Below are 13,430 nucleotides of genomic sequence, written 5' to 3'. Positions count from 1 at the left end.
GCTATAGATCAACATTATCACACTAGCCTTGCTCAGCTTGGAGCGAAAGCCAATTGATAAATTCAAGCTCTTCATAGAGATCTAAATCCTCTTCTGCACTCAGCAGATCTAGTGTTTCTAACGAAAGTAAATTGTCTTGTACTAGCTCTTGGGTATCGTCATTAATAGGTAGCCATAAGATTAAAAGTACAAGCGCAGCCATCGCTATGCCTGTTGGAAACATACTGCGTTGGAGCGAATTAACCCATAATTGCGTAGGTTCAGATGAGCTTTGTTGTTGCTCTAGCGCTTGCTTTCGGGCTTGGGCTAAACGATGTGTAATCTCAGGTGATTGATCGTTCACCTGTTTATCTAGTGCTTTTTTGCAAGCATCTACAAATGCTTTGTCGTTAGGGTCACTCATTGTCGGGACCTATAAAACTGTGTGCTTCTAACTGCTGTTTTAGACGTGCAGTTGCTCTAGAAAGATGTGTTTTTATACTGCCTTCACTACATGCCATTGCTTCGGCTGTCTCTTTTACACTCATGCCTTCCCCAATCCGCAGCAGAAAGGTCTGTTGCTGCCTTTGTGGTAACGCTTCTAATTCATGAATTAACGCGTCACCAAATCGCTCGTGCTGTAAAAGTTCTTCAGGCAACAGGGCAGAAGGATCAACGAACTTTTCTTCACTAACCTCACTATCTTCTTCATCTGTCCGGAAGCCAATCCAAGAGAAAATCCTATTCGTTAGTGTTTTTCGACGATGAAAGTCAGTAATTCTGTTCTGTAGCATGCAGTGAAAAAGTGGTTTCCAGTCCGGTTCTGGTTTTTCGCTATAGGCATGAACAAATTTGAGCATTACATCTTGGACTATATCCAATGCATCCTGATCGCAGCCCGTAGCAATCCTAGCCATCTGGAACGCGCGACATTCTACCTGAATTAGAAATTGTTCGATTGATTGCACAGTTAAGCGTCTCGTCTCACCTAAATCCCTGTTCCTAATTACTTTAACGTTGCAGATGAAGTTTGGTTGACAGAACTCGTGAGATTTTTCAATCGAGTTATCTCTTTACGGATCAGAATAGAGCGTTCGACTGTGGTTGGGTGAGAGATCTCTTTTCCCTTAGTGATCGTCGAAGGGTGAACCGCTGCCATTTTTTGCCAGAATAGATCCAGTCCTTCAATTTCTAATCCTGCTTTGTGCATCAGTTGTAAGCCAATGAGATCAGCTTCGATCTCATACTGCTGCGTATATAAATTTGCGCCTAGTCCCGTTGCGATTAGGGGAGAGGGTATACCGCTCGTGAGTAAAGCTGTATCTAACAATAAGCCAAGTGAGCTATTTTTGATCCGTTGCGGGATATGGTGCTGAGTATTGTGTGCCATCTCATGAGCGATAATTAGGGCAAGCTCATTATCATCCTTCGCAAAGCGCATCAGCCCCTGAGTAATGACAATAGTGCTGCCATCAGCGTAGCCATTAATGGAATCGCTAGGGCTTAATATGACTGGGTAATTACAAAGTAACTCCGGCTTTATAGAGAGAGTAATCAGATCTTCATCGCGTTCAACGGTCAGTTCTACAGTGGTCTGATCTTTTAGGTTGCTGCTTAGATGCTTAATCGATTTAGCTGTACCTTTTGGAAAAGCTTGTTGGTTAATAGAGACCAGTTTATCGCCGATTTGCAGTTTTTGGTGAGCGGGCCCGTTATTTAATACCTTTAAAATACTGGGCTGATCAGTAAGTGAATAGACGGATGTAACAACGGCTTTCTTCGGTTTTTTATAGTCGTCTAGGCTATGGATCAATATACCTAAGCTCGGTTTTGTTCTTTTACCGCAGGCTTCTATATTCTTGGTCAACAAAGGGCGAGAAACTTCAGCGAGTCGGGTTTGTTGTTTAAGCTGATAGCGGAACGCTTTCTCTAATTGGACAGATTGTTCTTGCTTTAATTCTTCTTTGGACGGTGTTTCGGTAGTCAGGGACGGTGCGGAACATCCCGAAATTATGAGCGTAGGTAGAATTAAGCTTAGATATCGCTTCCAGTGTCGCATCTTAATATATCCATCTTTTTCATCCTTATAGCAGTGATTTTAGGCGCAAAGCAAGTGAGTGTTTTGCCAGATCTATGATCTATTGCAGGTTGTAGGTCGTATCTCTAGAAAGGCTATAGGTAATAGAGATGAGCGAACGGTTCTGGGTTAATGCGATCGGCTTTCAACTTGTTTGGTGGCTGAGTATTTTGTATGGAAATGATGCGGTCATCATTGTCAGCTTTATATTATGCCTTCACCTGATTTTTCATTCTGATCCTGCTTTAGAATCCTGTATCGTCTTTTCGTTAGCTGCCCTCGGCTTTGTTGTTGATTCAGTTTTAACCCTATATGGGGTGTTTGAATTCGACAATTCTTCTTTTCCTCCTCTTTGGTTGCTTCTTCTTTGGATGGGGTTTGTTGCCACTCTCCGGCACAGCTTAGCGTTCTTTAATAATCGCTTGTCGTTATCAGCGCTGGTGGGGGCAATAGGAGGTAGCAGTACCTACATTGCAGCAGCGAAACTTGGCGCAGTATCCCTTGGCTTCTCAATGGTCTCTTCTTTTCTGATTTTGGCAGCGATCTGGTTGCTACTTTTCCCATTCCTTATGTATTTCAGTCATCGTTTAGGGGCTCGATATGTTCGTTCAGACGCGTAATTTTATTCGTTATATATCGATTTGTTTGTTATTGCTCATGCAGAGTGCATTTGCCCAAGTGCAAGCCCAAGCCCAAGCCCAAGCCCAAGCCCAAGCCCAAGCCCAAGCAGAGCCCAATATAGAAAATTGGAAAGAGGTGGGAAGAGCTGAGTTATCAGTCCTTTGGTTTGATGTTTATGACGCGGTTTTTTATACGCCAAATGGTGTTTTTCAGGGTTTTAGTTCGCCTCTCCAACTGAGTTTGGATTACAAACGTGATATCAGTCGGGATGATCTCTTGTCAGAAACAGATAAACAATTTGCACGTTTTCAGGTGGCAAAAGATACGAGATCAATATGGCTAACTCGGTTGGAGAATATATGGCCTGATATTAAGGAGGGCGACCAACTTATCTTCCAAATAAGTACTACCGGAAAGGCTGACTTTTTCCATAACAAACTTTGGATTGGTGGTATCGAGGATATGCAATTTTCTGAAGCCTTTATCCAAATATGGCTTTCAGATCAGGGCGAATACCCTGAACTCGCTAGAAAGCTGAAAGGTCAGTGAGAATGGTAAACCTGTTTATTTCATAGGGTTGTGGATATGTTGAATAAAGAACTTCCGTGGAGATCCGCTTGGTTAACGGGAGCTGGCAGTGGTATAGGTGAGTCATTAGCGCTTTTGTTGTCAGAGAATGGCGTGGATGTATTTATTTCGGGCAGAACGCTGTCTCCGCTTGAGAAAGTAAAGAGCACCGCTGAACAGTCTGGTTATCCCGGTAAGATTATTCCATTAGCTATGGACACTACCCAACCCGATCAAATTGAACGAACGCTTAAACAGTTTGGTAATGCTTTTCCTGAGTTAGTTGTATTAAACGCCGGCACGCATGATCCGTTTCCCGTCGAGGAGTTTAGCGCAAGCAGAGCTAAAGCTTTACTCGATGTTAATTTACAAGGCACTCTCAATTGCTTGGAGCCTGTCATAGAGAGGGCGTTGAACTCCAACTCTGGGCAAATTGCCGTGATGGCATCAGTGGCGGGCTATAGAGGTTTGCCTACAGCTGCTGTCTATGGTGCAAGTAAGGCTGCATTAATTCATTTATGCGAAGCATTACAATTGGATTTGAAAGGTACTGAAGTAAAATTACAGGTGATTAACCCTGGGTTTGTTAGAACTCCGCTTACAGATAAGAATGACTTTGAAATGCCGTTCTTATTAGAACCTGAGGATGCTGCACAACGTATCTTAGATGGCTTAATCAAAGACCAATTTGAAATTACATTTCCTAAACGTTTCAGTTACATTCTAAAATTTCTAAGCATCATTCCGTATCGTTGGTATTTTGCTTTGGTTAGCAAAGCGCTGCTTAAAAATAGATAAATATAATCAGTCAGGATCAGGAATCATGGATCGTTGGATAACGGAATATGTATCAACTTTAGAAGGGTTAAACAGAGATAACCTTGCATCACTGTTAGAGATAACACGTGACGATTTTGACTTTAAAGACCCTTTTAATCACACCTATACCCGAGATGACTTCATCGCCATCTTAGATGATATGTACTCCAAGTTAGATCAGGTTGTTTTCAAAGTCGATCAAGCGATGGTTGATGAAAATCAAGCGATGATCTATTGGCGTTATAGTGCGACAAGTAAATTTACAGGAGATATAAATTTCGCCGGCACTAGCCTCATAAAAGCAGATCAGCATGGGAAAGTTTATTTTCATCATGACTATTGGGATGGATCAGAGTTACTGATCAAAGTACCGGTGATAGGCAAAGTGGTTAAATTCTTGAGAGGAAAATTTAGCCATCAATAAAAAAACCTATGTATTCATTTTATTGAATGACATAGGGTTTTGGTGAATAACTTAAGTTCTTGGGTTATTTCTCTTCATCATGGCAGATGACATATAGACCAACATCAATAGATCCGTGTTCAAAACCGCCTTCACAGTACGCTAGGTAATAGCGCCATAAACGATAAAAGGTTTCATCAAAGCCTTGATGTTTAATCTCTCCCCAAGACTTTTCAAAATCACGATACCATTCGCGTAGTGTTCGAGCATAATCTTTACCAAATAATTGTTTAGTTTTTAAGGTAAAGCCATGCTCAGCAAACTTCTCTTGAAGTCGTTTATCACTCGGCAGCATACCACCAGGGAAAACATAACGTTGAATAAAGTCTGCTTGTTTCCGATAGCTATTAAAACGTTCGTCATCGATCGTGATGATTTGTAGGACAGCATTACCACCCGGTTTGAGTACACGCTTTAGGGTTTCAAAATAAGTGTCCCAATGTTTCTCGCCAACCGCCTCAAACATCTCAATAGAAACCACCGCGTCATATTGCTGCTGAAGGTCACGGTAATCCGTTAAACTGAGATGAACGTTATCTTCTTGTTTAGCTTCTGCAATCTGGTTCTTCGCCCACTTAAGCTGCTCTTTCGAGAGCGTTATGCCATGTACTCTTAGGTTATGTTCTTGGCTGGCTTTTCTTGCAAATCCACCCCAGCCACAACCAATCTCGACGACGTGTTCGCCTTCTTGAGCGTTTAAAAGCTCGATGATTCTGCCGTATTTATTTTGTTGAGCATCGAACAAAGATTCATCTTGGGAGTTATATAAAGCAGCTGAGTATGTCATGCTTTCATCCAGCCAAGGCTGGTAGAAGTCATTACCAAGATCATAATGAGCTGCGATATTTTTCTTACTACCTGAACGGCTATTACCTCGACGCCAGTGGTAAAGGTTGTGCAAAGAGCAGATTAGAAATCCAGCCTGAGAAAGATCACTTAGTGAGTCTTCATGGGCTAGGCCCCACTGCATCAATGCAGTCAGATCCTTGCTATCCCAATCACCAGCCAAATAGCTTTCTGACCAGCCATTAATGCCACCGAAGAATAACCGGACTAAGGGGCGGAAGTTATTTAGCTGCACCTCCGCTATAGGGGAGGAATGGCCGATTTTTTCGGTGTAACCACTAGGTAAAGTAAGATTCAAGCTTCCAATAGATTGATTTAGTTTGGCTGTAAGATATTTGAGGAGTTTCTTCTCAAACCAAGTCGGCTGAGGCGAGCTAGATGTTAACTCGTTGGATGATTCATAAACTTTCATAATGCGTTACTCCATGCTTATCTTGCCAGCTAATGCTGTGACTGACCTTTTTATCACGAGGTTGAATGGTCAGTTTTTTTCGCCAAAGCTTAAGTGCTTCCCAGTGAATCGCGCCAACCACTTTTAAAGTCATCAACGGATATTGGAAGAACATTTTCAATAGTTTACGGTCATTTAAGGGAATCCGATCACCTTTAAATGAAGCATAAAATACGGTGGAGTGTTCTTCTTGAGTTGGTGTTTGTTCTACCTGTTTTATACCGATTGAAACATGTCGATCAGGTGGCGTAATACTGAATTGATAAGCGGTTTCCATTGGCATAAAAGGGCTTACGTACATTAACTTATCGCAGCCATGTCGAATCACTTTGTCTCTGCCTTGTGATTTGATGAGATAGGTATGCCTAGAGCCAAAGGTGTTGCTGACTTCATAAAGAATGACTTCAACCTCATCTTCTTTGTTGTAACAAAAATAAACACTGAGGGGATTGAAGGTGAAGCCTAAAATTCTGGGATAACAAAGTAGTTCAATGCGTTTAATTGCAGAACTGTGCCCTCTGTCGATTAGATGCTGTCTAATCTCAGCTGCAAGGTTTCCTTTGCTGGTACCGTGATCCCGCTCTTGGAATGAGAATAGATTGAATCGGTTAATCGAAAAAAATCGAAATTTGTCTAGCTTATCCAATTCATCTAAGTCGACTTTTAAGGAAAAGACACTGTACACAAATCGATGATCTGTAGGCTTCACGCGATGATGCATCACTTTTCCTTGGTAGAGTGACGATCGCAAATTAGCCATGACTTTCAGCTCGTTCAATGGTGTTGTCTTCCTTGCGTATTTTACTCTCATGAACATGTATTCGGCCGTTTTTATCTTTCACCACCCAAGGGCGAGGAATGCCACCGAGCTCTTCGGCAACCGCTAGTCCTGCTTGCAAACCATCTTCGTGGAAACCGTAACCAAAATAGGCTCCACAGAACCAAGTTCTTTGTTTGCCTTGTAATGACCATAGTTCTTTTTGAGATTGAAGAGACTCTTTGCCAAAGGCTGGGTGGTCATAAAAGAAGCTGCGGATAATAGACCCTTGTTCCGGTTCCTTTAGCGGGTTTAAGGATACGAAAATAGGTGTATCCGTATTTAGCGGCTGTAATTGATTCATCCAGTAGGTAACAGATACTTCCTGGGATTTATCCCTGATGCCTTCAGACAGATAGTTCCAACTCGACCAAACCTTTTCTCGTTTTGGCATTAGGGACGAGTCTAAGTGAAGGTAAGCTTTGTTTCTCTGATAAGGGAAGTTTTGCAATAACCTTTTTTCTTCATCTGTTGGGGATTCAAGCAATGCTAGTGCTTGATCAGAATGGCAGGCTAAAACAACATCATCGTACTGTTCTCGTTTGCCGTGGTGGTCTTCTATAAAGACGCAGTTATCAGAACGAATAATTTTGTGGATACGGCTGTTAATTCTGATATTGCCATTTAAGGTGTCAGCAATTTTATCGACATAGTTTTTACTACCGCCAACAACTGTTCGCCATTGTGGGCGATCACTTAGCTGAACCAGACCATGGTTGCGACAAAAACGCATAAAGCAACTCGCTGGGTAGTTAAGCATCTGTTCTACCGGAGTAGACCAAATCGCAGCACCCATAGGTAATAGATGATCGTATATGAAGTGTTTGCTATAGCCCTCTTGAGAAAGTAGGTCACCTAACGTCATTTCATCTAAATTATGTTGCTGTGATAAAGCTTCCGAATTGCGGTAGAAGTGCATCACTTCTCTGATCATCTTCCAAAAGGAAGGTTTGAAAACATTGCTCTTCTGAGCAAGCAAACCAGATAAACCTGTACCAGAATATTCTAATTGGCCTTGATTGATTGAAACGGCAAATGACATGTCAGTTTCGCAGGTCTTAACATCTAGCGTTTTGAAAAACTCAACTAGGTTAGGGTAGTTCACGGGGTTGAATACAATAAAGCCCGTATCAACATCGATAGATTGGTTCTTATGTTCAAATGAGACGGTATTTGAGTGGCCGCCCAAACGGTCATCTTTTTCGTAGAGGGTGACGTCGTGGACTTTGTTGAGAAGCCATGCACAACTTAATCCGGAGATGCCGGAACCAACAATCGCAATCTTTTTGGGGCGCATGGCTGAAATTTTCATCTATCTAGTCCGTTGTTACTGAATATGTGTTTTATAGTTAGGTTTGTACAGGTTTAATTGTTATCTGCAGTAACTAATACGCACACATAATGTATTGAGATCACTAGGTTTAGTTATTAAATGCAAAAAAATTGTATTTAAGAATACATAAAGGTGATCCGGTTCATGCGAGTACACGTAAGGAGTCATATGGAAAACAAACCGCCAGGTGAAGACGTGGAAAAAGTTGTTGCTATGCCGCAGCCGGAAACTACTCAAGATTGGAGTAGTTTATTAATGTCGCTCGGTGAAACCAAAGACAAAGCTCTGTTTGTGCAACTGTTCAAACATTTCGCTCCTAAGATTAAGGCCTACATTATTCGATTAGGTCTGGTAGAGAGTACCGCTGAAGAGTTGATGCAGGAGACTATGGCCTCAGTATGGCGCAAAGCGCACATGTATCAAAAATCGAAAGCGGCAGCCAGTACTTGGATTTTTACCTTAGCTCGAAATCAAAGTATCGACTGGATGCGTAAGCAGAAATATCCGGAATATTCTCTAGATGAGTGGCATGAAGAAGCCGATGATTCACAAGATACTTGTGCTGATATGGTTTTGTCTTCTCGCATGCAAGCTTCCATAGATAAACTTCCAGAGCTTCAGGCTCAGGCAATTTATATGTCTTTTTATGAAGGTCGTTCTCACTCTGAAATTGCAGATCGTTTGGGGATACCTCTTGGCAGTGTTAAATCCAGAATTCGATTAGCTTCAGAAAAATTAAGAGTAATGTGGAGGGATGATGTATGAACATTAAACATCACCTAGATGAAGCCACCCTAGTTAGTTATGCGGCTGGCTCAATGTCTCAATCAATGGCTTTGGTTGCAGCTTGCCATCTCTCTATGTGCTCTGAGTGCCGTGAACGTGCTCAAAAGTCCGAAGCGATAGGCGGCATGCTTCTAGAAAGCCTTGAGCCAGCAACTATTGATGATTCATCCCTTAACCAAGTATTGGCTATGCTGGATGACGAGGATATCGGCGTAGAATTCACCCGTAGTAAGCCTGTTAAATCGGTTGATTCTGATGTGCCAGCACCTCTTGCTGATTACATTGGCGACAAGCTTGAGAACATCGAGTGGAAACGCATTGTTCCTGGTGTCTACTATCATGATTTACCTTGTAAAAGCGAACGAGGTGGTGTCTCACGATTACTACGTATAGCGCCGGGTAAATCGATGTTGGCACATACGCATGATGGCAATGAGCTGACCTTAGTATTAAAAGGTTCTTTCAGCGATGAAATGGGACGTTTCACCGCGGGGGATATTGCTGATCTCGATAGTGAAATCGAACACCAGCCTTTAGTTGATAGTGATGAAGACTGCATCTGCCTGATTGCGACTGATGCACCACTTAAATTCAGCACATTGTTGGGTAAGTTGGTTCAGCCTATTACAGGCTTCTAAAGAGATTATTTCGGCTTAGCTTTGAGGGATAAACAATGAATACAGCAACCTTGAATGAATTGATCCCAGTTGGTGTAAGTGCTTGTTTATTAGGGCACAAGGTTAGATATGATGGAGGTCATAAGCGCTCTAAATATTGCCTCAATGTACTAAGTGAATGTTTTGAGTTTAAACCCTTTTGCCCCGAAGTTTCGATTGGATTGAGTACTCCTCGAGAGCCTATAAGGCTGGTGGGCGACGCTGAATCTCCACGCGTATTAGGCACGAAAGACCCCTCTTTAGATGTGACTGAGCCACTTAAGGCTTATGCTGCTGAGGTAAGTGATAACAATCAAAACCTCTGCGGCTACATCCTTATGCAAGGTTCACCCAGCTGTGGGATGGAGCGTGTAAAGGTGTACCACGAAAATGGTATGCCAAATGTGGCCGGAAGTGGTGCTTATGCTGATGAATTTATGAAGCGCAACCCCGCACTGCCTGTGGAAGAAGAGGGTCGTTTAAATGATCCTGTACTGCGAGAAAATTTCATTACTCGAGTATTCGTCTATTTCAGTTGGCAAAAAGAGGTCATGTCGGCCCCATCGCTACATGAAGTGATTCAGTTCCATAGCCGACATAAATATCAGTTAATGGCTCACAGCTACGAAGGTTATAAGCTTTTAGGTAAATATCTTGCTACAGAAGCTTCTCAGGTGCCTTTGGAAGAGGTACTTGATACCTATATTCTTGAGCTAATGACCCATCTAAAAAAACGCGCGAGTCGAAAAACTCATACCAACGCGTTGATGCATATTATGGGTTACCTCAAAAGAGATATTGATACCGAAACCAAACAAGATCTTCTTGAAGCGATAGAGCAGTATCGTAAGGAAGAGGTTAACTTGGTTGTGCCTCTTGCTCTGTTAAAACATTACCTGAAGCGCTTTGGCAGTGAATACATCCAAACCCAAGCTTACTTAGACCCATACCCTCATGAACTGGGCTTAAGAAATTATATTTGAGCAATGGTTCAAAAACTGATCTATAGTGTAAAGGCGAAAACTATATGAAGTTGGTTTGGTTTCGTAACGATTTAAGGACAGGAGACCATCACGCCCTTTATCATGCTTGTAAACAAAGTAATGGTGAGGGCGTTCTGGCTGTTGCAGCTATCACAACGAAACAGTGGCAATTACAGGACGAATCCAAAGCAAAGATTCAGTTCTACCTAGCCAACCTTTCTAAGCTGAGTGATCAGCTCAAAGCTCTGAATATCCCTCTTGTTATTGTTAGAGCTCCCACCAATAAAGAGCTTCCTGCTGTCTTACTGAATTTAGCTAAACAGCACGGTGTATCAGAACTATTTTTCAATCGTGAGTATCCCGACTTCGAACAAAAGCGCGATGCTGAGGTTATGGATAGTTTTGTGACGGAGGGTATTCCAGCACAGGCCTTCGACAGCGATCTTATATTTACCCCGGGTTCTATCCTTACCCAGCAAGGGATGCCTTTTAAGGTGTTTACCCCTTATAGTCGAGCCTGGCGCAGAAAGTTTTCGGCAGAGTGGGTAGAGGCTCTGCCAGAACCAAAACCACAGAATCAACTTGATATAAAGCCTTCTGAGGTAACTACAGATGTAGGTTACTGTTCGGAGTTAGGCGCTGATTGGCAAGAATCTAGCTGGCCTGCGGGTAGTAAGGCTGCGCACAAATGTTTGTATCAATTTATCCATTCAAAATTAGCTCCTTATCCTGACCATCGAGATATTCCTGGTATCACGGGTACATCCTCTTTATCACCGTACTTGGCTCAAGGTGTTATCTCCACACGGCAATGCCTAACCGCCATACAGACCTATTCTGAAGACCCAGATTGGTTAGATAATCAATGGGTGACAGAACTGATTTGGAGAGAGTTTTACCGCCATTTAATTGTGCAGTTTCCCGAGATGAATCGTTGGTTACCCTTCAAACCTGAAATAGAAAGCAAATTGGAGTGGTCATTCGATCAACATTTGTTTGAAGCTTGGTGTCGGGGTGAAACAGGCTACGCCATTGTTGATGCCGGTATGAAGCAATTGAATCAAACGGGTTGGATGCACAATCGAGTACGCATGATAACGGCTTCTTTTCTAACCAAAATATTGCGTCAAGATTGGCGTCTAGGTGCGCGTTACTTTATGCAGCATCTGATTGATGGGGACTTTGCTTCGAACTTAGGTGGTTGGCAATGGAGCGCTTCAGTCGGTGCTGATGCAGCGCCTTATTTTAGAATCTTTAATCCTATGAGACAGGCGGAAAGGTTTGATAAAGAGGGTAAGTATATTGCTCAGTGGTTACCTGATTTGGAAGGATACAACGCTATTCAACAGCATGATCCGCTTATCAGCATGGGATGTAATAGACCTCAGCCTATAGTGGATTATGCGCAAGAGCGACGTTTTAGCTTAGATGCTTATAACGCTAAGTAGAGGTCATTCTGAATGGCTTTTTCACCTAAAAGAAATCAAATAAATCCCAATAAATTGCTGTTGTCTAAATGGACAGCTACTGAACCTATCAATAAACGAAAGCACTTTATCGTAATTGAATTGCTGCGTGATCCAGATACTGAAGAAGTTACAGGTTGTATGATTGAAGCAGTGATTGATAAATATCAAATGCAGATCGATTGGAAAGATCTTAAAAATGCTGAGGTTTGGAGATTGGGTTGGAGATAAGGGAATCCAAAGTGGGTGAAAGTAATGTTTGGGGTATTTGCAAAAAAAGACGGCATTAGCCAATGGTATAGCTAACGCCGAATGTGTTTTAATTTAAAAACTCTGCGCGTGTACGTGCATTAGATTTGAAGATTCCACCTAATGCAGTCGTTTCTGTCTGAGAGTTAACATCCATTACACCGCGAGACTTAACGCAGTAGTGCGTGGCGTTGATCGATACAGCAACGTTGTCCGTTTCTAATAGGGTTTGAAGTGCAATAAGGATCTGTTTAGTTAGACGTTCTTGCACTTGCGGGCGCTGACTAAAGAAGCGTACTAGACGGTTAATTTTAGACAAACCTATGATTTTATCCTTAGGGATATAAGCCACTTTAGCTGTGCCATCGATGGTAACAAAATGGTGTTCACAAGAGCTAAGAACACTGATGTCCTTAACTTTCACCATCTCTTCTAGATCCATCTTATTTTCAATCATCGACATATCAGGGAAGTTTTCATAATCTAGCCCAGAAAACACCTCGTAGACATACATTTTAGCCACACGATGAGGCGTTTCTGTGAGGCTGTCATCTTCTAGGTTTAACCCTAGCGTCCCAACAACTTCAGTCATTAAGCTCTTTATGCGCTCATACTTTTGCTCCTGTGAAAGGCCGTTATCAATTGTTGGTGTTTCTAGGCCTTTTTCGATCAATTGATCGCGTACAGCAGCTGCTTCAGCAGAGATCATGTTTTATTCCTTACTGATATTAGAGGGGTGCATTATACATGGTTGATCGCTTTTTAGATCAGTTATGATCTGAGCTATCGGTTTTTACGTAATGCTTCAGTAAATAGAGAAACAAAATTTTACTGTAATGAATAAAACTGATTGGCCTGATGAACTTAATCTCTTTGAATATTTCCACGGCGAAACAATGGCCTATGGGTTATTTGAGGATCGCTTTGGCAATATTCGTCGATTATTTACCGTAGCGATAAAAGGTACAGTGTCGGGTGATCAGCTCACATTAGAAGAAGACTTTTTTTACGAAAATGGAGAGCTTGAAAACCGTACTTGGGTTATAGAGCGTGGTCAAAATGCGGTTTATAGTGGAACGGCAGGGGATGTTTTAGGTCGAGCTGAAGGTCAGCAAAGTAAAGCACGTTTTACCTGGCGTTATGACATGCTGTTAAATATCAGTGGTCGGCAGCATCAAATAAAATTTGATGACTGGATGTTTTTAATGCCAAACAATGTCCTACTTAACAGGGCGATAGTTAAAAAGTTTGGCATTAAGTTAGGTACCGTTTTTATCAGCTTTTCGAAGGATACGAAGATCTAGTGATGCGAAGTTA

General features: G+C 42.1%; 17 protein-coding genes. 10 read left to right on the top strand and 7 right to left on the bottom strand.

The window, feature by feature from the left end; genetic code table 11:
- Positions 1–22: 22 nt before the first annotated feature.
- The 3 genes from ACMXYW_RS10170 to ACMXYW_RS10160 are packed head-to-tail and all read right to left on the bottom strand — an operon-like array spanning position 23 to position 2,038.
- Positions 23–403: a DUF3619 family protein gene (locus ACMXYW_RS10170; RefSeq protein ID WP_415903962.1), complete on the bottom strand. Its 381-nt coding sequence runs from the start codon at positions 401–403 to the stop codon at positions 23–25.
- Positions 396–947: an RNA polymerase sigma factor gene (locus ACMXYW_RS10165; protein ID WP_415903961.1), complete on the bottom strand. Its 552-nt coding sequence runs from the start codon at positions 945–947 to the stop codon at positions 396–398. The genes ACMXYW_RS10170 and ACMXYW_RS10165 overlap by 8 nt, the downstream gene beginning before the upstream one ends.
- A 38-nt stretch (positions 948–985) precedes the next feature.
- A complete protein-coding gene (locus ACMXYW_RS10160; protein ID WP_415903960.1) occupies positions 986–2,038 on the bottom strand; it encodes a M48 family metalloprotease in 1,053 nt (350 codons plus the stop codon).
- Between the two features lie 128 nt (positions 2,039–2,166).
- On the opposite strand from ACMXYW_RS10160, the gene ACMXYW_RS10155 reads away from it, so the two are divergent.
- The 4 genes from ACMXYW_RS10155 to ACMXYW_RS10140 are packed head-to-tail and all read left to right on the top strand — an operon-like array spanning position 2,167 to position 4,487.
- On the top strand, positions 2,167–2,676 hold the full coding sequence (locus tag ACMXYW_RS10155; RefSeq protein WP_415903959.1) for a DUF2878 domain-containing protein: 510 nt from the start codon (positions 2,167–2,169) through the stop codon (positions 2,674–2,676).
- On the top strand, positions 2,657–3,226 hold the full coding sequence (locus ACMXYW_RS10150; protein ID WP_415903958.1) for a chalcone isomerase family protein: 570 nt from the start codon (positions 2,657–2,659) through the stop codon (positions 3,224–3,226). The genes ACMXYW_RS10155 and ACMXYW_RS10150 overlap by 20 nt, the downstream gene beginning before the upstream one ends.
- A gap of 36 nt (positions 3,227–3,262) precedes the next feature.
- Positions 3,263–4,042 (top strand): SDR family NAD(P)-dependent oxidoreductase, encoded by a 780-nt coding sequence (locus ACMXYW_RS10145; protein WP_415903957.1) that lies wholly within the window; start codon positions 3,263–3,265, stop codon positions 4,040–4,042.
- A gap of 25 nt (positions 4,043–4,067) precedes the next feature.
- Positions 4,068–4,487, top strand: coding sequence for a nuclear transport factor 2 family protein (locus ACMXYW_RS10140; protein ID WP_415903956.1), 420 nt, complete (start codon positions 4,068–4,070; stop codon positions 4,485–4,487).
- A gap of 64 nt (positions 4,488–4,551) precedes the next feature.
- On the opposite strand, the gene ACMXYW_RS10135 is transcribed toward ACMXYW_RS10140, so the two are convergent.
- The 3 genes from ACMXYW_RS10135 to ACMXYW_RS10125 are packed head-to-tail and all read right to left on the bottom strand — an operon-like array spanning position 4,552 to position 7,952.
- Positions 4,552–5,784, bottom strand: a complete 1,233-nt coding sequence (locus tag ACMXYW_RS10135) for a class I SAM-dependent methyltransferase (RefSeq protein WP_415903955.1) — start codon at positions 5,782–5,784, stop codon at positions 4,552–4,554.
- Entirely contained in the window at positions 5,771–6,583 is an 813-nt protein-coding gene (locus tag ACMXYW_RS10130) for a DUF1365 domain-containing protein (protein ID WP_415903954.1), read from the bottom strand. Before ACMXYW_RS10130 ends, ACMXYW_RS10135 begins: the two co-directional genes overlap by 14 nt.
- On the bottom strand, positions 6,576–7,952 hold the full coding sequence (locus ACMXYW_RS10125) for an NAD(P)/FAD-dependent oxidoreductase (RefSeq protein WP_415903953.1): 1,377 nt from the start codon (positions 7,950–7,952) through the stop codon (positions 6,576–6,578). The genes ACMXYW_RS10130 and ACMXYW_RS10125 overlap by 8 nt, the downstream gene beginning before the upstream one ends.
- A gap of 189 nt (positions 7,953–8,141) precedes the next feature.
- On the opposite strand from ACMXYW_RS10125, the gene ACMXYW_RS10120 reads away from it, so the two are divergent.
- Genes ACMXYW_RS10120 through ACMXYW_RS10100 form a run of 5 tightly spaced genes read left to right on the top strand, consistent with a single transcriptional unit; the run spans position 8,142 to position 12,095 of the window.
- On the top strand, positions 8,142–8,738 hold the full coding sequence (locus tag ACMXYW_RS10120; RefSeq protein WP_415900725.1) for a sigma-70 family RNA polymerase sigma factor: 597 nt from the start codon (positions 8,142–8,144) through the stop codon (positions 8,736–8,738).
- Positions 8,735–9,397, top strand: a complete 663-nt coding sequence (locus ACMXYW_RS10115; protein WP_415903952.1) for a ChrR family anti-sigma-E factor — start codon at positions 8,735–8,737, stop codon at positions 9,395–9,397. The genes ACMXYW_RS10120 and ACMXYW_RS10115 overlap by 4 nt, the downstream gene beginning before the upstream one ends.
- Before the next feature lie 35 nt (positions 9,398–9,432).
- Positions 9,433–10,398: a YbgA family protein gene (locus ACMXYW_RS10110; RefSeq protein ID WP_415903951.1), complete on the top strand. Its 966-nt coding sequence runs from the start codon at positions 9,433–9,435 to the stop codon at positions 10,396–10,398.
- Between the two features lie 44 nt (positions 10,399–10,442).
- A complete protein-coding gene (locus ACMXYW_RS10105; protein ID WP_415903950.1) occupies positions 10,443–11,846 on the top strand; it encodes a cryptochrome/photolyase family protein in 1,404 nt (467 codons plus the stop codon).
- Positions 11,847–11,858: 12 nt separating this feature from the next.
- Positions 11,859–12,095, top strand: coding sequence for a TIGR02450 family Trp-rich protein (locus ACMXYW_RS10100; RefSeq protein WP_415903949.1), 237 nt, complete (start codon positions 11,859–11,861; stop codon positions 12,093–12,095).
- An 88-nt stretch (positions 12,096–12,183) separates the two neighbouring features.
- Here ACMXYW_RS10100 and folE read toward each other — a convergent pair whose 3' ends face one another.
- Positions 12,184–12,822, bottom strand: a complete 639-nt coding sequence (folE, locus tag ACMXYW_RS10095; protein WP_415903948.1) for a GTP cyclohydrolase I FolE — start codon at positions 12,820–12,822, stop codon at positions 12,184–12,186.
- A 127-nt stretch (positions 12,823–12,949) separates the two neighbouring features.
- Here folE and ACMXYW_RS10090 point away from each other — a divergent pair, with 127 nt between their 5' ends.
- On the top strand, positions 12,950–13,417 hold the full coding sequence (locus tag ACMXYW_RS10090) for a DUF3833 family protein (protein ID WP_415903947.1): 468 nt from the start codon (positions 12,950–12,952) through the stop codon (positions 13,415–13,417).
- Positions 13,418–13,430 lie beyond the last annotated feature (13 nt).

This window comes from Neptuniibacter sp. QD48_55 (assembly GCF_047778115.1).
GTDB lineage: Bacteria > Pseudomonadota > Gammaproteobacteria > Pseudomonadales > Balneatricaceae > Neptuniibacter.
The sequence above is the reverse complement of the archived record's forward strand: the minus strand, read 5'-3'. Positions and strand labels throughout refer to the sequence as shown.